The organism is Rhodoglobus sp. G.S.4 (assembly GCF_056619605.1).
This window is the reverse complement of record NZ_CM152748.1, coordinates 1,296,689-1,317,049: the sequence shown is the minus strand read 5'-3', so window position 1 is coordinate 1,317,049 and position 20,361 is coordinate 1,296,689. Positions and strand designations below refer to the sequence as shown.

General features: G+C 58.0%; 17 protein-coding genes. 3 read left to right on the top strand and 14 right to left on the bottom strand.

Features of this window, described 5'->3' with window-relative positions; all coding sequences use genetic code 11:
• Positions 1-3 precede the first annotated feature (3 nt).
• From ftsZ to AC061P_RS06325, 13 genes are all read right to left on the bottom strand, one after another.
• A complete protein-coding gene (gene ftsZ, locus AC061P_RS06385; RefSeq protein ID WP_449646574.1) occupies positions 4-1,161 on the bottom strand; it encodes a cell division protein FtsZ in 1,158 nt (385 codons plus the stop codon).
• A 254-nt stretch (positions 1,162-1,415) separates the two neighbouring features.
• Positions 1,416-2,498: an FtsQ-type POTRA domain-containing protein gene (locus tag AC061P_RS06380; protein WP_449646573.1), complete on the bottom strand. Its 1,083-nt coding sequence runs from the start codon at positions 2,496-2,498 to the stop codon at positions 1,416-1,418.
• Positions 2,485-3,933, bottom strand: a complete 1,449-nt coding sequence (murC, locus tag AC061P_RS06375) for a UDP-N-acetylmuramate--L-alanine ligase (RefSeq protein ID WP_449646572.1) — start codon at positions 3,931-3,933, stop codon at positions 2,485-2,487. The genes AC061P_RS06380 and murC overlap by 14 nt, the downstream gene beginning before the upstream one ends.
• Positions 3,930-5,024: a UDP-N-acetylglucosamine--N-acetylmuramyl-(pentapeptide) pyrophosphoryl-undecaprenol N-acetylglucosamine transferase gene (locus AC061P_RS06370; protein WP_449646571.1), complete on the bottom strand. Its 1,095-nt coding sequence runs from the start codon at positions 5,022-5,024 to the stop codon at positions 3,930-3,932. The genes murC and AC061P_RS06370 overlap by 4 nt, the downstream gene beginning before the upstream one ends.
• On the bottom strand, positions 5,021-6,466 hold the full coding sequence (gene ftsW, locus AC061P_RS06365) for a putative lipid II flippase FtsW (RefSeq protein ID WP_449646570.1): 1,446 nt from the start codon (positions 6,464-6,466) through the stop codon (positions 5,021-5,023). Before ftsW ends, AC061P_RS06370 begins: the two co-directional genes overlap by 4 nt.
• Entirely contained in the window at positions 6,423-7,949 is a 1,527-nt protein-coding gene (murD, locus tag AC061P_RS06360) for a UDP-N-acetylmuramoyl-L-alanine--D-glutamate ligase (RefSeq protein WP_449646569.1), read from the bottom strand. Before murD ends, ftsW begins: the two co-directional genes overlap by 44 nt.
• Positions 7,950-7,951: 2 nt before the next feature.
• On the bottom strand, positions 7,952-9,049 hold the full coding sequence (mraY, locus tag AC061P_RS06355) for a phospho-N-acetylmuramoyl-pentapeptide-transferase (RefSeq protein WP_449646568.1): 1,098 nt from the start codon (positions 9,047-9,049) through the stop codon (positions 7,952-7,954).
• The gene (locus AC061P_RS06350) at positions 9,046-10,449 is read right to left on the bottom strand and encodes a UDP-N-acetylmuramoyl-tripeptide--D-alanyl-D-alanine ligase (RefSeq protein ID WP_480392102.1); all 1,404 of its coding nucleotides are present in this window, start codon (positions 10,447-10,449) and stop codon (positions 9,046-9,048) included. The genes mraY and AC061P_RS06350 overlap by 4 nt, the downstream gene beginning before the upstream one ends.
• Positions 10,450-10,485: 36 nt before the next feature.
• Positions 10,486-12,147 (bottom strand): peptidoglycan D,D-transpeptidase FtsI family protein, encoded by a 1,662-nt coding sequence (locus tag AC061P_RS06345; protein ID WP_449646566.1) that lies wholly within the window; start codon positions 12,145-12,147, stop codon positions 10,486-10,488.
• A 100-nt stretch (positions 12,148-12,247) separates the two neighbouring features.
• Positions 12,248-12,868, bottom strand: a complete 621-nt coding sequence (gene ftsL / locus AC061P_RS06340) for a cell division protein FtsL (protein WP_449646565.1) — start codon at positions 12,866-12,868, stop codon at positions 12,248-12,250.
• Positions 12,865-13,818, bottom strand: coding sequence for a 16S rRNA (cytosine(1402)-N(4))-methyltransferase RsmH (gene rsmH / locus AC061P_RS06335; RefSeq protein WP_449646564.1), 954 nt, complete (start codon positions 13,816-13,818; stop codon positions 12,865-12,867). The genes ftsL and rsmH overlap by 4 nt, the downstream gene beginning before the upstream one ends.
• Positions 13,819-13,916: 98 nt before the next feature.
• The gene (gene mraZ / locus AC061P_RS06330) at positions 13,917-14,348 is read right to left on the bottom strand and encodes a division/cell wall cluster transcriptional repressor MraZ (RefSeq protein ID WP_449646563.1); all 432 of its coding nucleotides are present in this window, start codon (positions 14,346-14,348) and stop codon (positions 13,917-13,919) included.
• A 243-nt stretch (positions 14,349-14,591) separates the two neighbouring features.
• Entirely contained in the window at positions 14,592-14,975 is a 384-nt protein-coding gene (locus AC061P_RS06325) for a DUF3040 domain-containing protein (RefSeq protein WP_449646562.1), read from the bottom strand.
• A 73-nt stretch (positions 14,976-15,048) separates the two neighbouring features.
• Between AC061P_RS06325 and AC061P_RS06320 the strand changes: the two genes are divergently transcribed.
• Complete coding sequence (locus AC061P_RS06320; protein ID WP_480392101.1) at positions 15,049-16,167, top strand: polyprenyl synthetase family protein; 1,119 nt, start codon at positions 15,049-15,051, stop codon at positions 16,165-16,167.
• Between the two features lie 55 nt (positions 16,168-16,222).
• Here AC061P_RS06320 and AC061P_RS06315 read toward each other — a convergent pair whose 3' ends face one another.
• On the bottom strand, positions 16,223-16,564 hold the full coding sequence (locus tag AC061P_RS06315) for an Rv2175c family DNA-binding protein (protein ID WP_449646560.1): 342 nt from the start codon (positions 16,562-16,564) through the stop codon (positions 16,223-16,225).
• Between the two features lie 203 nt (positions 16,565-16,767).
• Between AC061P_RS06315 and AC061P_RS06310 the strand changes: the two genes are divergently transcribed.
• Together AC061P_RS06310 and pknB are read left to right on the top strand one after the other, a co-directional pair.
• Positions 16,768-18,264 (top strand): muramidase family protein, encoded by a 1,497-nt coding sequence (locus AC061P_RS06310; RefSeq protein WP_480392100.1) that lies wholly within the window; start codon positions 16,768-16,770, stop codon positions 18,262-18,264.
• A gap of 58 nt (positions 18,265-18,322) precedes the next feature.
• Complete coding sequence (gene pknB, locus AC061P_RS06305; protein ID WP_480392099.1) at positions 18,323-20,287, top strand: Stk1 family PASTA domain-containing Ser/Thr kinase; 1,965 nt, start codon at positions 18,323-18,325, stop codon at positions 20,285-20,287.
• The last annotated feature ends 74 nt before the right edge of the window (positions 20,288-20,361 follow it).

Below are 20,361 nucleotides of genomic sequence, written 5' to 3'. Positions count from 1 at the left end.
TTCCTACTTCAAGAAGTCAGGAACGTCGAGATCGTTGTCGTTCTCAGCGTCGTCGTCAAAACTACGGTCGATCGTGGCCGCGGGGACGACACTCGGCTGCGACTTCCAGTCGGTGTCTTTCTCGGCCGACTTTTCTGCGGCAGAGATGTGCTCCGCTGGCGCTTCAGGAACGACGTAGTTCGTGCGGCGCCCCTCGACAGGCTTAGCCGATGGCTCTCCCCCGTCAAAACCCGCAGCGATAACGGTGACGCGCACTTCATCGCCGAGAGTGTCGTCGATTACGGCACCGAAAATGATGTTCGCTTCTGGATGCACAGCCTCTTGCACGAGGCGTGCCGCATCGTTGATCTCGAAAATTCCGAGGTTCGATCCGCCCTGAATCGACAAAAGCACACCGTGTGCTCCATCGATGCTGGCTTCAAGCAGCGGGGATGCCACTGCAAGCTCAGCCGCTTTTATGGCCCGGTCGGCCCCGCGTGAAGAACCGATTCCCATCAGCGCAGAACCCGCGCCCTGCATCACTGACTTGACGTCAGCGAAGTCCAGGTTAATGAGACCCGGTGTCGTGATGAGGTCGGTGATGCCTTGAACACCGGCAAGGAGTACCTGGTCGGCGGTCGTAAAGGCTTCAAGCATGCTGATGCCACGATCGCTGATCTCGAGGAGACGATCGTTGGGCACGACGATGAGGGTGTCGACCTCGTTTTTGAGGGTTTCAACGCCAATTTCTGCCTGCGACGAACGGCGCTTGCCCTCAAAGCCGAATGGCTTCGTGACGACACCGATAGTGAGTGCGCCGATCGACTTGGCGATTCTTGCAACTACGGGTGCGCCACCGGTTCCGGTTCCGCCACCCTCACCTGCTGTAACGAACACCATGTCGGCGCCAGCAAGCGCTTCTTCGATTTCTTCTGCGTGGTCCTCTGCAGCACGTCGGCCAACCTCTGGATCGGCTCCTGCACCGAGTCCACGAGTCAGTTCGCGACCGACGTCTAGCTTGACGTCGGCGTCGCTCATAAGCAGTGCTTGGGCGTCGGTATTGATCGCAATGAACTCGACGCCTCGCAGGCCGAGCTCGATCATTCGGTTGACGGCGTTAACTCCGCCGCCACCGATGCCGACTACCTTGATGACTGCGAGGTAGTTCTGGTTTGATGTCACGTTCGGCCTCCACTGGAAACTATCAACCTCGACTTGAGGTTTAAAGTTATGCTCAGTATGTATTTCTTTTGTTGAGAATATGCGGACACAGAGCAACAAAGATGCACCGCTTACCGCGTGTCGGAAAGTGTTCGAACAATTAGCAGAAATTGCCGCAAAAGGCCCCGAGAAACCAAGCGAATCTGCGGCCCAGCTGGTGCACGACTCCTAATGAATCCGCGCTGATGGTGACCTCACGCCCACCTCTCGAACGGCTAGCTCGGTCGGAAGATTCCGTTGCTCGGAGCAGAGACGTCGAACTCGCCCGCCCGTCCAGCATCCGTGATCGAAATCAGAGATGCCAAGAGCACGGCCTTCTTAGCTGAATCACCGGCACTCCCCCAGACAACTCGTTGCCCAACACCAGCAAGCACAAAGGACACATCATCTTTCGTCGTTGCCGATGCACTAGTGACTTGCGCCCTCAGATCAGGCGGGAGCGAGAGCAGAACTTCAGTGACGGCAGCAAAGGCCGGACTTGAGGTGTCCGCTCCCCCGGTATCGATGAGGGGAACCCCCTCGATGCGCTCAGCAGATTCCTGAATAGTGATGCCCGCAGGATCAACCATGCGAAAAACGCCGTCAACGCTGATCGAACCGATCGGTTCGCGCTCGACAATATGAACGAGAAGCGTGTCGGGAGGAACAATCTCGGTGACGTAGCTACGAATCAGCGGAAACACTGAAAGCTCTTTAGTGATGGCATCAAAGTCGAGTAGCGCTAGAGGGGTACCCTCTTGCGTCTCGACTGCAGTCTGGATTTCCGCCGGGTCAATACGGTTGGTGCCATCAACCACGACAGTGCGGAGCGCCAGAATCGGCGAGAACACTGCCACCGCGATGAGACCAAGAAGGGTGGCGACTATTCCAGCGACCGAAAGAAGCACAAATTTGCGAGTGCGTGCTCGCCGAGTGAAACGGCGCAGCTCGGCTCGCTCGGCCCTCTTTCGCGCTCGCGCAGCCTGGCGAAGTTGCTTCTTTGCCAGAGCATCCGGACTTGGCTCACGGCCGTGCAGCTTAGGGCGCGGCGCTCGTTCGATTCGAGGAGAGGAAGGCCCTTCTCGGCTGGACGCCTGTGACGCCTGTGACGCCCGTGACGCCCGTGTCGCCTGTGATGGCTTCGTCGCGCCGGCCGCGCCGGTGGGATTGCGAACTTGCGGAGTAGCGCTAGGGGATTTTTTGGGCGTGGCCGCGTTTTCCTTCGACTGTTGCGCCGGAGTTCCCCGTTTGCGCCGCGGTTTTGCGCTCGACGTCGTCGACTCCGGAGAAGGCTTATCGAAACCCTCAGGCCTCTTCACTCGGCACCTGATCTGCCACAGACGGCGTCCGGTCGTCTGACGATCGATGATCGCCTATTGCCGCGACAAGCTGCGGAATAATCCGATAAACGTCACCACAACTGAGAGTCATCACGATGTCTCCCTCAGCGGCCAATTCAGCTACGCGCTCTGCTGCCAATTGCCAATCCGGGACAAAATCAACACGACTCGAATCCGCGAATTTTGACGAAACTAACTCGCCAGTGACACCTGGGATCGGATCTTCGCGAGCCCCGAAAACGTCAAGCACGACGGTATGGTCAGCAAGTCGCTCATAAACTTCGGCAAACTCATTCGCCATGTCGCGCGTGCGGCTGAACAAATGGGGTTGATGAACGGCAATGAGCTTGCCGCTACCCAGCACGCTCCGCGCTCCGCTGAGCGCTGCTTCGACCTCCGTGGGGTGATGGGCGTAGTCGTCGTAGACACTGACGCCATCCACAACAGCATGCAGTTCGAAACGTCGTTGAGTTCCCGCAAACGTAGACACCGCATCAATCGCGGCCCCGAGTTCGAAACCGAGCCCGACAAGCACAGCGATGGCGCCTGTCGCATTCACCGCATTGTGACGACCAGGAACAGACAACTGCACGCGCTCTTCGCGACCGTCGACGACGATAGTGAACGCGATGGGCCCCTCATCGGTCAACGAGTGCATGCGAATGGTGGCGTCGGCCGCTTCACCAAACGTGACGATGTTCTTGTGGGCCAACCGTTGTGTGACCCTGATCGCGCCCACATCATCACTCGACACCACAACAGCCTCGGTCGCACGAGACGCAAATGTCACAAACGCATCATCAAAAGCTTCGTGTGAGCCATAGTGATCCAAGTGATCAGCATCAACGTTAGTAATCAACGCAATCGCCGTTGAGTACAGCAAAAATGAGCCGTCAGATTCGTCGGCTTCCACGACAAAGAGATTGTCTGTTCCCAGACCAGAACTCGCGTCAAGGCCCTGAATAACACCGCCGTTGACAAAGCTGGGGGAAGCGCCAAGTTCGCGAAGACCAGTAATGATCATTCCCGTTGATGTTGTTTTGCCGTGCGCCCCAGCAACAGCAACAAGCCGAGTATCACCAATCAGCCACGCCAAAGCTTGAGAGCGGTGCAATACCGGAATCCCGCGCTCGATAGCCGAAAGGTACTCCGGATTATCTGGCCACAACGCACCCGTGTAGACCAAGGCATCCGCATCGCCCAGATGACGGGCATCGTGGCCAATATGGATCGTCGCGCCCTCCGACCTCAACGCGTCGATATTCGCGTTTGTCGCACGGTCAGATCCGGTAACAGTGATTCCCGCATCCAAAAACAATTGAGCAATACCGCTCATGCCCGCGCCACCAATACCCACAAAGTGGGCAGAGGTCAGTGCACCGGGCAACGGCATGGTCAAATCGGGAAAGATCATGATGTCAATGGTAGATCGCGACCGAGCGCCCGATCGACGAGTTCGAGCATCCGATCAGTTCCATCGAGTGAACCAATGGTCGATGCTCGCGCCGCCATGTCTGCGATGAGAGCCCGCTTGCGCAGCATGGGCACCAATTCACTCGTCACCCAACGATTCGTGAATTGGGAGTCCGCGACCACAACAGCAGCCCCCGCATCTACAGCTGTGCGGGCGTTGGACTTTTGCTCGCCGTTTCCGACCGGGTACGGAACATAGATGGCGGGGATTCCCAGGCCGGTCAATTCCGCGACAGTCGATGTCCCCGCGCGAGCAATTGCCAAGTCGGCCGCGGCCAAAGCCAACTCCATCCGATCGCAATACTTCACGACGACATAGCCAGGAAGTCGCGGATCCTCAACAACGTCCCGGTACTCGCCGGTGATATGGAGAACCTGCCATCCCGCACCCAGTATTCGAGTCACCGAAGCAGCAACAGTGTCGTTGAGACGCTTAGCACCGGACGAACCGCCAGTAACGAGCAGCGTGGCTTTGTGCGGGTCGAGTCCGAAAAAATCATCAGCTTCGGCGCGAGCTGCAAAACGGTTTAGCGACTCAATCTCAGCGCGAAGCGGCATCCCGACCACGACACCGCCCCGGATAGGGGTTCGGTCGAACGCCGTACCCACAAAGGGCGTGAAAAACGAACCGAGGCGGTTGGCCATGCCCGGCCTGCTGTTGGCCTCGTGAATGACAAGCGGAATCTTTGCCTTACGGGCCCCTAAATATGCCGGGGCCGCAACATAACCGCCGAAGCCAACAACGACGTCCACACCGCGCTCGGTTATGAGCTCAGCGACATGATCGATAGTTTCGCGCAGCCGACGGGGAAAATCCAGAGCAGCCCTATTCGGCCGACGCGGGAATGGAAGCTTGTCGATTGTCAGGAGTTCGAAACCGCGCTCAGGGACTAGCCGAGCCTCAAGACCTTCCTCAGTGCCGAGCACGAGAACTTCAGCCTTCGGTTCGCGAACACGAATTCGTTCCGCTACCGCAAGGAGCGGATTCACATGGCCCGCTGTGCCGCCGCCAGCAAGTAAATAGGTGGTCATCGGCGTCCTCGTGCTCGATCGGCTGCGAGCATGCGTGAGCGATCAGCAGCAGTCTGGGTTGGCGGCGTTGGGGCCGGGGTGGTGCGCGGCTCAGGCTTGTTACCTGCTCGAGCAAATGACAGCACGATTCCGATCGCCAGAAGCGTCGCGATCAAGGCTGAGCCACCGGTTGAGATCAGGGGCAACGGGACGCCGAGAACGGGAAGCACTCCCAGCACCACAGCAAAGTTGACGAAGGCCTGACCGACCGTCCACACCATTACTCCGGCGGTAGCAATCCGCACAAAGCTGTCGTTTGTCGAACGAATGATCCTGATGAAAGCAATCGCCAGCACCACAAAAAGAAGGAGAACTACGGTCGCACCGATGAGTCCAAGTTCTTCACCAATAATGGCGAAGATATAGTCATTGTCCGCGTGCGGAAGCCAACCACGTTTAGCAACCGAATTGCCAAGACCGGTGCCAAAAATTCCACCGCCAGCAAGAGCCCAATACGCGTGGTCAATTTGCCAGCATGCATCCTGATAGTCGAGATCAGTGCATCCGTTGAGCCAAACTCCAATGCGCGAGCTTCGGGAACTGCTCGTACCGGCGAAGAGCAGCGCACCCACAGCCACTCCCAAAACGCCAACGGCGAGGAATCGCAGGCGGACCCCGGCAAAGAAGAAGCAGCCGAACACGATGAGCAGCATGATCGATGCTGTTCCCAAGTCGTTGCCGATCAGAACGAAACCGATTGCCGCACCCGCAACCGGCCCCACCGGTAGGAGCACATGACGCCAATCGGTGAGCAGATCCTGCTTCGTTGACAAGACCCAGGCAACCCAAATGATCACAGCAACTTTAACGAATTCCGAGGGTTGCGCCGTAAACGAGCCCAATCGGATCCAGTTCTGGTTTCCGCCATAGCCATAGCCGATACCAGGAACGAAGACGAGGAGCTGAAGTACCCCACCAAACACAAGACCGGGCCACGCCCAGCGTTTCCAAAAGCCAACAGGCGCCCGGGAAGAAATCAGCATGAGTGGCACACCGATGAGGGCAAACATTCCTTGACGCAGGAAGCGACCAAAGAACCCTTCGTCTGCGGTGAAAGACTCCACCGAAGACGAGGACAGAACCATGACTAGCCCGAAAATCACCAGAAAGAGTGTTGTGCCGAGCAGGAGGAAAAAGTTGCTCGACTGCGCGGAAAAAATGCGTTTCACGGGTACGCGAGCGGAGACTGGCGCATCAGAGTCTTTACTGGCGGATGCAGTGATGCCTTCGGATCCCACCGCTGCGCTTGGACGCGCGTAGGCTGCGGCAGCAGCAAGAGTGCGAGCGGCACGCGATGGTGATCCTGCTGCGGGAGTTTTTCGTTGTTGCGACTTCTGCTGGGGCGGAATCGGCGCAGCGCTACTCGGACGCTGGGGGCGCTGCGGGGGCGTCGGTGGTGTCATCGTCGCTCCCTCCTACTCGGTCACGCACAGCAGCGATAAATTGTTCGCCGCGATCGGTATAGCTGATGAATTGATCCATGGATGCCGCTGCCGGCGCCAGGAGGACGGTGTCACCATCGGTCGCGATTCCGTGCGCCATCTCAACGACGCGCGGCATCACGTGTTCAGTGTCAGTCGAGTCAACCTCGAAGACGGGAATCTGGGGCGCGTGTCGCGCGAATGCCGCGAGGATTGCCAGCCTGTCGGTGCCGATGATGATGGCCGCCTTGAGTCGTTTGGCGTGCTGGTTCACAAGCGGGGCGATATCCACGCCCTTGAGTAGTCCCCCGACAATCCACACCACGGACTCAACGGCGGAAAGCGACGCACTTGCCGCGTGCATGTTCGTTGCTTTGGAGTCGTTGATCCACGAGACTCCTCCGCTGATGAGAACAACCTCGTTGCGGTGAGCGTCGACCTGGAAACTAGCAACTCCTGCGCGAAGCGCTTCGATGCTGATACCCGCAGCCCTAGTAAGCGCGCTGGCTGCCAAAATGTTGGCGAGCATGTGAGGTGCCGCTAGGTTCCGTTGACGAAGTTCGTCAAGAGTGAAGAGCTCGACCGCAACATTGTGGCGGTCCTCATGGAACGCGCGTTCTGCGAGAAGATCGCTAACGATGCCGAAGTCGCTTGGCCCTGGGCTATCGAGGCCGAAGCCGATCGCTCGACATCCCTCAATGACGTCAGCTTCCTCCACCATCTCTTGAGTGGCAAGTACGGCACGGTTATAGACCGCGGCGATCTTGGTATTCGAATACACGGTTGCTTTCGCCTGAGCGTAGGCATCCCGTGAGCCGTGCCAATCAAGATGGTCATCGGCGAGGTTGAGACACACGCTTGCCAGTGGTGAGATCGCTCCAACACCGTGTCGTGGCATCCCGTGAAGTTGAAAACTCGAGAGTTCTACAACGAGGAAATCGAATCCGTCGGGATAGCGGATCGCGTCAAGTACCGGAATGCCGATATTTCCGACCGCGCCAGCCCTGAACCCGGCGGTCGACAGGATGTGAGCTGTTAATTGAGCCGTGGTTGTTTTGCCGTTCGTTCCCGTTATGGCGATCCACTCGGCGGGCGTTCCTGTCTTGTCTCGCAGCCGCCACGCAAGTTCGATCTCTGTCCACATGGGCACATCGGCAGTGCGACACCACTCGAGCAGTGGGTGATCAAGCGGATAGCCAGGCGACACGATAACCACGTCTGGCCGGTGCGAGGAGAGAGCTGAGACCTGAGTATGAGGCGATCCTCCGAGCGTGAGTGCTGCGCCAACTACCTTCGCCATTTCGACACGGTTTTCGGATGCCGTGTCTGCGATAACGAGCACGTCGGCTTTCAGTTCGGTGAGGGTATCCGCCGCGGAGAAACCGGTGGCTCCCAGACCGAGTACTGCGACCTTGAGGCCGCTCCATTCTGAGTTCCAGCTGGTGAGAGTTTCGAGATCGCGCACAGCTACTGGTTAATCCATTCGAGGTAGAAGAGGCCGACGCCGGCGGCAACGAAGAGGGCGGCGATTAGCCAGAAGCGCACGACGACCGTGACTTCTGCCCAGCCTTTGAGTTCAAAGTGATGGTGCAGCGGACTCATCAAGAAGATTCGTTTACCACCGGTGATCTTGAAGTACACCCGTTGAAGGATCACTGAACCGGTGACGATAAGGAAGAGGCCTCCGATGAGAACGAGCAGCAACTCGGTGCGACTCATGATGGCGAGCGCGGCAAGCGCACCGCCGAGTCCCAGCGAGCCGGTGTCGCCCATGAATACCTGAGCCGGGGAGGTGTTCCACCAAAGGAATCCGATGAGCGCTCCAGCGATTGCCGCAGCGATGATGGCGAGATCTAGTGGGTCACGAACGTCGTAGCACTTGTAGAGCACTTCGCGGTCGATTCCAATGTTGCTACATGACTGATTATTCTGCCAGAAGCCGATGACAATGTAGGAGGAGATCGCGAAGATTGCTGATCCAGTGGCGAGTCCATCGAGACCATCCGCTACGTTTACTCCGTTAGAAGCGCTCACGATGATGAGAGTCACCCAAATCGCGAACAATATCCCACCGGCGACGACGCCGAACGTCGCGAGATCCAGCCAAGTGATATCCCGAACTGCGGAAATCATTGTGGATGCCGGTGTGAGTCCTCCCGGATCAGGGAAGTTGAGCGCGAGAGCGGCAAAACCGGCTGCAACTATTACCTGTCCGGCCACTTTCGACCAACCGCCGAGTCCGAGACTGCGCTGCTTGCGGGTCTTCAAAAAGTCGTCGAGAAAACCGATCAGACCCAATCCGACCATGAGGTAGATCACGAGAAGACCCGAAAGCGTGACAGTTTCCTGGGCTACCCAGTGACCGACAAAGTAGCCGGCGGTCGAGCCAATGATGAAGACGATTCCGCCCATCGTGGGCGTTCCACGTTTGGTGTGGTGGCTCTCAGGACCATCGTCCCGAATGAATTGACCCCATTTGAGTCGCACAAATAGGCGAATGAACAGTGGCGTCAGCAGGAGGGTGAACATGAGCGAGAAACCCGCTGCTATGAGGAGGGCAATCATGCCGTTACACCCGCGATCCGGTCACCCAGGTGCCGAAGGCCAGCAGAGTTCGACGATTTCACCAGCACAACATCGCCCTCTCGCAGTTCTTCACGCAGCACAGCGTATGCCTCTTCGACGCTATCCACGAGTACCGACTCTCCATCCCACGAACCTTCGAGACCGGCAGCGTTGTGGATGTGGCGGGCGGCGTGGCCAACAACAATCAGCTTCTGCACGTTCAAGCGCACGATGAGTCGCCCGATGCGATCGTGTTCTTCGTTGGCATAGTCGCCTAACTCGGCAATCTCCCCAAGCACTGCGACGGATCTGTTTTTCGGGCCAACGACCTGCACGAGTGTCTTCAAAGCCGCCGCCATGGAATCGGGGCTCGCGTTGTAGGCGTCGTTGATCACGGTGATGCCACCGGGACCAGCGAGCAGTTCCATGCGCCAACGCTCGGCTCGTTCGATCGACTCAAGTGCGGTCGCTGAACTCTGAGGGTCAATGCCAAGGGCTCGCGCTGCTGTAATCGAAGCAAGGGCATTCGTGACGTGGTGTTCACCAAGGATCCGCAACTGCACCGGGATGGTGTCGTCACCGATATGAAGATCAAATGCGGTGCCGCGAGCGGTCGCCTCGATTTCGTCAGCCCAGACATCCGCGCTTGCGTCGAGCCCAAAGGAACTAACGGCAGCCTCGGTTAGCGCGCCCATCGCTTTAACTCGACCGTCGTCGTAGTTGAGAACGGCTGTTGCCTCCGGCGGCAGCCCGGTCACCATTTCGGACTTTGCGATGGCAGTCGTCGCCGCATCGCCAAACTTTCCGATGTGAGCAAGCCCAACTATGAGCACGATTCCGACGTCGGGCATCACGATCGATTGCAGTCGGGTGATGTCGCCGACACCGTCTGCACCCATTTCTACAACGAGGTACTTGGTTTCGTGCGTCACGCCAAGCATGGTGATCGGTGCACCAACGTCGTTGTTGAATGAGCCCTGAGGTGCAACAGTCTCACCCTGACGTTCGAGGATGCTCCGCAGCATGTTCTTCGTTGTGGTCTTGCCATTTGACCCTGTGACGGCAACAACCTTCAAATCTCCTTTAGCGCGAACGCGAGCGACGACAGTGCGGGCGAGTGCCTGGAGTGCGTGCACTCCGTTAGCGACAATGATCTGCGCGACATCCAGGTCAAGGGGGTATTCGGCAACGACCAGTTCAGCGCCGTTGGCAACCGCGCTGGCGGCAAAGAGGTGCCCGTCTGTTGTCTCTCCCCGAAGCGCAAAAAACACCGATCCCGCTGTGCTCAACCGCGAGTCCGTTTGCACGGCTACAGCCGGCAACTGACGGTCTCCGGTTGCCGAGTCAACAAGGGTTCCACCTACGGCGGTGGCAATCTCGGCGATAGTCAGTTCGATCACGTGGTGTGCTCCAGGTTGGGTGAACGCGCGGAAAACTTACCAGCGCAATGGCAGATCCGGTCCCGCAGTTCCCGACGGAGTAACACGGTAGGTGGTAAGCGTCTGGGCCATAATGTCTCGGAATGTCGATGCAATAGCGCCCGAATAGATGGTATCCGGGATACCGGCGGTCGCGATCACAACGTACTCAGGATTGTCTGCTGGAGCGATCCCAGCGTAGGAGATAACGACTTTGTCGCCATAGCCGCCGTTCTCGGCGACCTGCGCTGTTCCGCTCTTGACTGCTACTCGATATCCGGGAATCTGCAGGTTCGGAGCTGATCCGCTCGAGCTATAAACCATTTCCATCATCTGAAGAGTCTGCTCAGATGCTTCTTTCGAGATAACTCGAACTCCGTCGGCCGAAGGCGTATCCGTGACACTGCCGTCTGGCCAGTAGCAGCCTTCGACGATCGATGGTGGAATCCGAACGCCGTCGTTGCCGAGTGCCTGGTAAGCACTAGCCATCTGGATAGATGTCACGCTCAGACCCTGGCCGAATTGCACGGTGTAGTTGGTACGCGCATCCCAGTTATTCGCTTCGTACAGGGTGCCACTCGACTCACCGTTGAAATCGATACCCGTCTCTTCTCCGAGGCCGAATGCCTGCAAGTAGTCGTGGCGAGCCGAAGCCTTGAGCAAATCGGTGTACTGAGCGATTGCGGTGTTCGAGGACTCAACGAGTGCACCGGCGAGAGTCAGTCGCTGGTCGGCGTGATAAAACGAGTCACTAATGACGCCGCCACCATTGGCAAGCTCAAGTGCGTATGGCGAAACCACTTGCGTGCGTTGATTTGCCGCTCCGGAATCGATGAGCGATGCAGCGGTAAGGGCTTTCACCGTGGAACCTGGCTCGTAGGGGGTACTGAATGCACGGGAGCCGAGATCTCCCACATCAGAAAGGTTGACGTTGTTGGGGTCTACGGTCGGCCAATCACTTACCGCCATGAGGTGTCCGTCACTGACGCGCATGACCACTCCGGTTGCCCAAGTAGCACCAAGCGCTTCTGCTGTCTGCGCCATCCGCTGCTGCACATAGAACTGCAGATCTCGATCAATGGTCAGTTTGAGAGTGCCGCCGTCTTTTTGTTCGAGAATGTCTACCGAGCTACCTGGCAGCGCAACCCCATCTTCTCCACGGGCATAGCTCGCTTCGCCATCCTGGCTCGCTAGGCACTCATCCTCGGTCAGTTCGAGCCCCGCTTGCGCACCATCGGTACCGATGAACCCGACGAGATTGCCGGCAACTTCGCCGTTGGGGTAGCTACGGTCTGGGCGCAGTTCGTAGTACAGCCAAGCGATATCGAGTTTGGCTACCGCTTGGTACTGCTCGAGCGTGATTCCTTTTGCCAAATACTCGAAGTCGGAGTCCGGGTTCTCAAGGATCATCGTCAGCAACGCCGCGGGGTCTCCCCCAATCAGCTCGGTGATTTTGGTGAGATCTTCTAGAACGACGACAGACGCGTTCTCCCTTAAGAGAGTCACCCGCGGTGAGATCACAATGTCGAAGCGTTCGACGCTGTCGGCAAGAACGGCTCCGCGCGTGTCAACGATGTCTCCACGCGTTCCGTAGGTCACTCGGGTCAGCGTGCGTTTCGTATCTGCTTCTGCAGACAACGTCTCAGCTTGAACAACCTGAAGGTCTATGAGCCGGATCATGAAAACTGCGCTCAACGCGAGAATCGTAAAAACAACAAACGTGATTCTGGCACGTGTCGAGCGCGGCTTCATCGGTTCTCCCCCGGTGTGATTGGTTCAATCATCGCGTGACAGGCGCGGGAATCGCGTTATTAGCGACCTCTGGCGCGGCGGTGGATGCAGAAGCAGTCGATGAACTCGAAACCGTTGCTGCCGTGGTTGCCGCAGCCGCAGCTGCCGTTGCATCGGCTGCCTTCGCCGCGGCAGCGACCTCTGCACTTACGAGAGGCATTCCGGTGAGCAGGGTGTTGCCAACGAGGCCGCACTTTCCGCCGCAACCGGTGGGGTCCGCACTGCCGGGAAGCTGGAAAACAGAGCCAGTAGCGACGTTGAGCGAATACGGAGTGGAGTTGGGAACCATTCCGAAGCCAGCTGCTTGTGCTGCAAGATTCTGCGAAGACGATTGCAGCGCGAGCGATTCGAGGAGATTCTGCTCGGTGCGGTTCAGAAGCTTCTGCTGGTCTTGCAGCGAATCAATCTGGTAAGCACCCTGAGTAACAACAATGCTCAGCAGCAGTTGGGCTGCGAGGATCACAAACATGCTGGCCACGGTAGCGACAGCATAAAGAGCCCGCGGACGGGCCTTTCGCTGGGCCCGAGTCGTGACGATCTCGATGTGAGACGGTCGCTGACGAGGGGTTGGTTCGTGCTGTGGCTGCGCATAAGCGAGGTTAGTGCTCATGAGATGACTCGCATTCGTTCGATAGCTCGCAGTCGTACGGGCTTGGCGCGGGGGTTGGTTTGTTGTTCTGCGTCACTTGCTTGTTCAGAGCCTCGAACGAGCAGTTTCAATTCGGGCTTGTGTTCGGGAAGCTCGACAGGAAGGCCTGCAGGCGCCGTCGACCGCGACCGTCGTTGAAGTTCACGCTTGACGATGCGGTCTTCGAGCGACTGATATGCCAGCACGACCATTCGGCCGCCGATGTCTAGCGAGTTGATCGCTGCGGGGATTGCGCGTTCGAGAACGGAAAGTTCTTGGTTTACTTCAATGCGGAGGGCTTGGAACACACGTTTTGCGGGGTGCCCAGCCCGCTGAGCGGCTGCGGGAGTAGCCGCGATTACCAGTTCGACTAGTTGCGCCGATGTGGTCAACGGCTGCTGTTCGCGAAATTGCACGATCCGACTCGCAAATCGAGGTGCTAATTTCTCGTCACCGTAGGCGTAGAAGATGCGGCGAAGTTCTAGTTCGCTATAGGTAGCGAGGATGTGCTCGGCCGTTATCGGTGTCGAGACATCCATTCGCATGTCTAGCGGAGCATTTTGAGAATAGGAGAACCCGCGCTCAACTCTGTCGAGTTGGAGCGACGAGACACCGAGGTCGAAGAAGATTCCTTGAGCGCTCGGGAATCCCAGCGAAGCGAGTGCCTGCGGAATCTCGTCGTAGACAGCATGAACAAAGTGCGTGCGGCTAGAGAAAGGCTCAAGCCGACGTCGAGCGATAGCAAGAGCGTCCTCGTCTCTATCAATGCCCACGAGCGTGAGCTCAGGGAACCGCTGGAGGAAAGCCTCAGCGTGTCCGGCCATGCCTAAGGTGCCGTCAACGAGCACGGCGCCTGGTGATTCCAGTGCCGGTGCAAGCAATTCGATCGAACGCTCAAGGAGCACTGGGGTGTGGATGGTGTTATCAGCCATGGTGTACGGGCTAGTTCTCGGAGGCTGATCCCCATCCGATGCGACCTGATATCGGGGAAGAAAATCAGGGCGTTCGGCTGGGAGTCAGCGTCGAAGAGCTAGAAGAGTCCCGGAATCACCTCCTCGGTGGTGTTGACGTAGTCGGCCTCGCTGGCCGCGTAGTAGGTGTTCCAGGCTTCGGTGTCCCAGATTTCAGCGCGGTTGCCTGCACCGATGACGGTGAGGTCACGCCCCAAGCCTGCGTATTCGCGCAGCCCGGCTGGGATGGTGACCCGGTGTTGTTTGTCTGGTGTCTCTTGGTTTGCACCGGAGAGAAAGAGACGAAGAAAGTCTCGCCCTTGCTTGCTTGTTACAGGCGCCTTGCGAATTGCTTCGTGCATTACTTCGAATTCGCGCTGGCTGAAGACGTAGAGGCAGCGCTCTTGTCCACGGGTAACGACCACGCCTGACGCGAGCTCTTCACGAAATTTGGCCGGGAGGATGATGCGGCCCTTGTCATCGAGCTTGGGGGCATAGGTGCCAAGAAACATGGCTACTCCCCCTCATTCTCCGGCCCAGATTTAGGTGTTCTCCACTTTACTCCACTTTCAACCACTTATCTAAGGTTTTTCCCCATAAATATCAAAATACCTTGAAAGAAGTCAGTAAACATAAGGGAGAAGCAGGTGGAGGAAAATGGAGCAAATTTGGCAGAACGCAGCAAACTGACCCCGTTTAGGGCACAAAAAAAGGACCAGCCCGAAGGCTGGTCCTAAAAGTGGAGAGGGTTGGAGTTAGCTGCGCCCGTCCTGGCGGCGATCCCAACGACTGTTGATGGTGTCCATGAATGACGCACCACGCTTCGTTGCTCGACGCGATGAAGTGGAGGGCGATGCATCCGCTGCATCTGCGGCGCTCAAACGCGGTGGTGAGACAAACAGAAGCACACCAACGAACATCACAATAAAGCCGAGCACGCCGACAAGGGGCTGCTGGATGATGACTCCCGTGAGGAGGGCAATAATTCCGGCGACACCGACAAGAACGCCGATCACCATCATTCGGTAGTTGGGCTTGCCACGACGAGGGCTGACTGTACTGACGAAATCAGCATCGTTTTGATAGAGGCTGCGCTCCATCTCATCGAGGGCCCGCTGCTCTTGCTCTGAAAGCGGCATTCCGTTCCCCTCTCTATGGGATCCACGGCTAGGCCTCCATAGTACGCCCCGATTCAGTCGCTAGGCTAGACAAGTGCCTGAGAGTAACCAGTTAGTTGACCTTGTCCAGCTGAACGTTGACGAGTTCCTCGCCGAAAAGCGTGCGGAGCTGGACGCGATCGCGCCCGAACTCACTGCCCTGATCGACGTCGGGGGTGATCTACTCTCTGGCGGAAAGCGCTTTCGCGCACTCTTTTGCTACTGGGGCTGGCAATCAGTCGCGGGAATACCTTCGGCAGAAAGCCCTCTAGACGATGACGCTGTTGCAGGCGCATTGCCTGGCGTTCTTATGTCGGCATCGGCGCTAGAGCTCTTTCACGCCGCAGCGCTCGTTCACGACGACATCATGGACCGTTCTGACACTCGACGCGGCGCGCCAGCTGCACACCGTCGCTTTGAGCAAATGCATCGGGATGGCGGCTGGGCCGGCAGCGCAGAAGCGTACGGCCAGTCCTCGGCATTACTCCTCGGCGACCTTCTTCTCGGCTGGAGCGACGAACTTCTTGGACGCGGAATCGCCATGCTTCCTCGACCAGCAGCGCTGGCCGCTCGTCGAGAATTTATGACGATGCGAACTGAGGTAATGGCTGGCCAGTTTCTCGACATCCACGACGAAAGCGCGTGGGCAAGTTATCCCGAGTCTGAAGCGCTAGAGCGGGCACAGCGCGTATTGATCTACAAGTCGGCAAAATACAGCGTCGAAGCTCCGCTTGCCGTCGGCGCAAGTCTGGGCGCGGGAAGCGAAGAACAGATCGACGCGTTGCGAGCATTCGGGCTCCCCCTCGGTGTCGCATTCCAACTTCGGGACGACGTGTTGGGGATATTTGGCGACCCTGAGTTGACCGGTAAACCTGCTGGCGATGATCTTCGTGAAGGAAAACGAACCGCGATCATCGCCATTGCTCGCCAGAAACTCCCGGCAAGCGCCAATTCAATCTTGGATGAACTTCTCGGCGACCCCGATCTCTCGACAGAGCAGGTCAATATGATTCGCTCGACACTTCAGGATTCGGGTGCCGTCGATCAGATTGAAAAAGTAATCGCACGGAATCTCGAGCGCGCCTGCGAATCGATTGAGAACGCGAACCTGGCGCCGACAGCTCGAGCGCGACTTCTTGAGCTAGCGACGGCAGCTACTACTCGCACATCGTAAAAAGATTGTTGCGGCCTCGGAGGAGAACGCCAAGGAGAGCCGTGGTGCCGAACGCCTAGAAGCCGAGAGCTTGGGCGACTCGACGCACTTCGGCTTTTCTGCCGGCTCTCAATGCTTCGACGGGTGAAACACCCAAGCTCGGTTCGGCGTTGAGCAACCAGTTCATCGACTCGTCTGAAGTGAAGCCAGCGTCGCTCAGAACGATGACGGTGCCTTTGAGCTCGCGCAGCGGTGCCCCATCGACGATGAAGACGTCGGGAACTTGCCACACTCCGTCGATCTTGCTCGCAAGTAGAGCGCCTTCTTCAATAAGGCGGCGAACTTGGCTGACCTTCAAGCCGAGCTGCTCGGTGAGGTCAGGAACGGTGAGCCAGTTAATGGTGGGTGATTCAGTCACGCCTTAAGAGTGCCACGGCCGTTGTGGAAAACCTGACAGTTAGCACGGCATATACAGAATATTCACGAGTCGACTTAGATAACTTCAGTCACATTAGCCACACCAGCCACGATGGTTGACACTAGGCACCTTCTGTGACAGCGTTGGCGCCGTGATCTAGGTGATCACGCACACCTTCTCGGGGCCGGGAGCAGGAAGACAAAATGACACATTTCACAATGGACGACACCGACAGTGTTGCTCACACAGTTTTCGCCGGACTAGTTCCCGCGACAACCGACAACGGAGAGCGCGCACGACGACTAGCTCAACAGCGAGCCCGAGCCGGCCGCAATCTCATGAACACGGTTCCCGTAATTCTCGTCGGATCACTCGCTGCAGCTACCTTCAACCTGACCGGTCCAGTCGAGCCCGTCAATGCAAAAACTCCGAACGATCCTGGCCTGTCGACCGAGACGGCAAAGAAGCCGACCCCACGCGCCGCTGCAATCGCAACCGAGGCCGCCGCGACAGTGATTTCACCAGCCCCGGCGAGCTACACCGTCGCTGAAGGAGACACCGTTAGCGACATCGCGTCTCGCTATGGGCTGTCCACAGCATCCGTTCTGGCGCTCAATGGCCTCAGCTGGTCATCAATGATCTTTCCCGGGCAGCAGCTAACGCTCACCAAGGGCGCAGCAGCACCGTTGCCGAGCGTTAGCCACACCAAGACAACCAATGGTCAATACACAATCGTTGCTGGCGACACCATCAGCGGAATCGCCAACAAGTTTGGTGTCTCGACAATTTCGGTGATGTCAGCAAACGGCCTCGGCTGGTCGAGCATCATTTACCCTGGCCAAACCATTCTGATTCCTGGCAACCTCAGTTCACCAAGCGAAGGCGCGCAGGAAGACACTCAGGAATACGACTTCACGACGGATGATGACAGCAACGATGCGTCGGATGCCGCCAGCAGCGCGGTTGACGACTCTGCCGAGAGCACTACCGAAGCTGGTGATCAGACCGAAGACGTTGCCGTCGTTGACGAAGAACCAGCACCAGCACCGGCACCCGCTCCCGTCGCGGAAGCGCCAGCACCAGCACCAGCACCAGCACCCGTCGTATCCGGCAGTAGTTATCTGGTTGTATCGGGCGACACAGTTTCAGCAATCGCCAAACGTTTCGGGCTTTCTACCCAAGCGGTACTCGACGCGAACGGGCTGAGCTCCGCACGCATTATCCACATCGGCGACAAGCTCACGATTCCGTCGTCGAGCGCGGCTCCTGCAAGCAGCGGCGGCAATGTGACCTATCTGACCGCCGAGATGCGTGCAAACGCGCAGGTAGTCATTCAGGTTGGCCGTGATCTGGGAGTTTCCGACTACGGAATCACGATTGCTCTCGCTACGGCGATGCAGGAATCGAGTCTGCGCAATCTCAACTGGGGCGACCGAGACTCAGTCGGGCTGTTCCAGCAGCGGCCCAGCGCCGGGTGGGGCACCGTTACTCAACTCACCACTCCGTCGTACGCCGCACGACTCTTCTATGGCGGACCGAGCAACCCCAACAAGGGCGTGACCCGCGGTCTCCTCGAGATCTCAGGCTGGAAAGACATGAGCCTGACGCGTGCTGCACAGGCAGTTCAGATCTCGGCTTACCCAGATGCATACGCAAAATGGGAGACCTCGGCCCGTTCGTGGCTGCAAGAACTCGGCTAACCTGCCGAACAGCCGTGTCTAGCGGTACTCTCACGGCTCAGAACTTTAGACTCGCAGAGTGAATGCGAACACTACAGATCCGATGATCGGCCGTCTCCTCGACGGCCGGTATCAGATCCGTTCGCGAATTGCCCGTGGCGGCATGGCCACCGTCTACCTCGCAACCGATCTTCGACTTGAGCGCAAGGTCGCGATCAAGATAATGCACGGCCATCTTGCCGACGACAGCAAGTTCAAAGAACGTTTCGTTCAAGAGGCGCGATCGTCTGCACGCCTAGCGCACCCCAACGTGGTCAACGTTTTTGACCAGGGTCAAGACAGCGACATGGCTTATCTCGTCATGGAGTATCTTCCGGGAATTACGCTCCGCGACCTTCTGCTCGAGCATCGCATCCTGACTACCGAGCAAACGCTCGACATCATGGAGGCTGTGCTCGCAGGACTTGCCGCCGCCCACAAAGCGGGCATCGTTCATCGCGACCTGAAACCAGAAAACGTGTTGCTCGCCGACGACGGGCGAATCAAAATTGGCGACTTCGGTTTAGCCCGTGCTGCCAGCGCAAACACGGCAACCGGTGCAGCGCTGCTGGGTACGATCGCGTACCTCTCCCCCGAACTCGTTACTCGAGGTGTAGCTGACACCCGCAGCGATATCTACGCTGTCGGAATCATGATGTACGAAATGCTCGTTGGCGAACAACCCTTCAAGGGTGAGCAGCCCATGCAGATTGCGTACCAGCATGCCAACGATGCGGTGCCCAGCCCCAGCGCAGCAAATCACTTAGTGCCAGCAGAACTCGACGACCTTGTCCTATGGTCAACCGCCCGCGAACCGGATGATCGTCCGCGTGACGCGCGGGTGCTACTCGATCAGCTCTACCAAACGCACAGTTCTTTGATGACAGCGTTGCCGCCGACAGCCTCAACAGCGGTGCAGCGCACGATGGTGTTGCCAAGCGCTCCTGCTGCGGAGTCACTCGGGTCGACGGCCGAAACACAGATCTTCGGCGCTGAACTTCAACAGGTTGCCCCACCCGCGCCGACTCAAGTGTCAGAAAACACCACAACGCTTTCGACGCGCGCGACCAAACGGAAGTCACGTGGATGGTGGCTGCTCGTACTCATTGTGTTGCTCGTCGGCGGTGCCGCTGGCGCGGGGTGGTACTTCGGCTCTGGTCCTGGTTCGCAAGTGACGATCCCTGAAAGCATCACGAGCAGTACGCCAGATGAGGCGCGGGCAATTCTGGAAGATCTCGGGCTCACGGTGAGCGACGAACTTGGCGAAACGTTTGACCCCGTGGTCGCCATTGATCTGGTAGCCAACTCAACGCCAGCCGTTGGTTCAGCGGTACCCAATGGCTCGGCCGTCACGTTGCTCATCTCGAAGGGCCCCGAGCCCATCGCAGTGCCGGCGTTCGCGGGAATGACAGAACAAGAAGCACGAGATGCCATCGAAGCCGCTCCGTTCACTCTCGTCGAGCCCGTAATCAAGCAGTTCAACGGCGATATCGGTGCTGGACTCGTAATCGACGTCCTCGGCGTTGATGGGGCCTCGATCCTTGCTTCAGAGACCTACGGCGAACTGCAAGAAGTCACTCTCATCGTTTCAGTGGGGCCGCTACCAAACGTCTCCTGCGCGACCTTCGAGGAAGCGTCGCAAATTCTCGCTGGTGTCGGACTCGATGCAGTAAAGGGCATCGAAGTCTTCAACGATTGCGCCGAAGGAACGGTCGTCGCAATTGACTCCGAGAAGAACGCGGATGGCGTTGCCCGCACGTTCCGCGAGGGCGACACCGCAACGCTCATTATCTCTCGCGGACCCGATCTCGTTCAGGTTCCTGATGTCATCGGTGACAATATTGCCGCCGCTAAGCGCGAGCTCGAAGAAGCCGGATTCGTCGTCACCGTTGACACTGCCATCCAGCAAATCTTCTGGAGCTTCCCTCCTGCGGTTGTGACTGATCAAGACCCCGCTGGCGGAGAAATGATCAAGCGTGGCGCCGACGTCACGATCTACGGCTAGCCTGCCCGTTTCAGCCGTGCATTGACGCCTGTCGGTGCCCGGCCGAATACTGGCTCACCAAAACAAACGCTCGC

Bases quoted from the DNA above. Each gene is read 5' to 3' on its own strand.
- murC (WP_449646572.1), bottom strand. From the start codon at position 3,933: ATGATCTTTCCCGATTTGACCATGCCGTTGCCCGGTGCACTGACCTCT.
- AC061P_RS06370 (WP_449646571.1), bottom strand. From the start codon at position 5,024: ATGACCACCTATTTACTTGCTGGCGGCGGCACAGCGGGCCATGTGAAT.
- ftsW (WP_449646570.1), bottom strand. From the start codon at position 6,466: ATGACACCACCGACGCCCCCGCAGCGCCCCCAGCGTCCGAGTAGCGCT.
- mraY (WP_449646568.1), bottom strand. From the start codon at position 9,049: ATGATTGCCCTCCTCATAGCAGCGGGTTTCTCGCTCATGTTCACCCTC.
- AC061P_RS06345 (WP_449646566.1), bottom strand. From the start codon at position 12,147: ATGATCCGGCTCATAGACCTTCAGGTTGTTCAAGCTGAGACGTTGTCT.
- ftsL (WP_449646565.1), bottom strand. From the start codon at position 12,868: ATGAGCACTAACCTCGCTTATGCGCAGCCACAGCACGAACCAACCCCT.
- rsmH (WP_449646564.1), bottom strand. From the start codon at position 13,818: ATGGCTGATAACACCATCCACACCCCAGTGCTCCTTGAGCGTTCGATC.
- mraZ (WP_449646563.1), bottom strand. From the start codon at position 14,348: ATGTTTCTTGGCACCTATGCCCCCAAGCTCGATGACAAGGGCCGCATC.
- AC061P_RS06325 (WP_449646562.1), bottom strand. From the start codon at position 14,975: ATGCCGCTTTCAGAGCAAGAGCAGCGGGCCCTCGATGAGATGGAGCGC.
- AC061P_RS06310 (WP_480392100.1), top strand. From the start codon at position 16,768: ATGACACATTTCACAATGGACGACACCGACAGTGTTGCTCACACAGTT.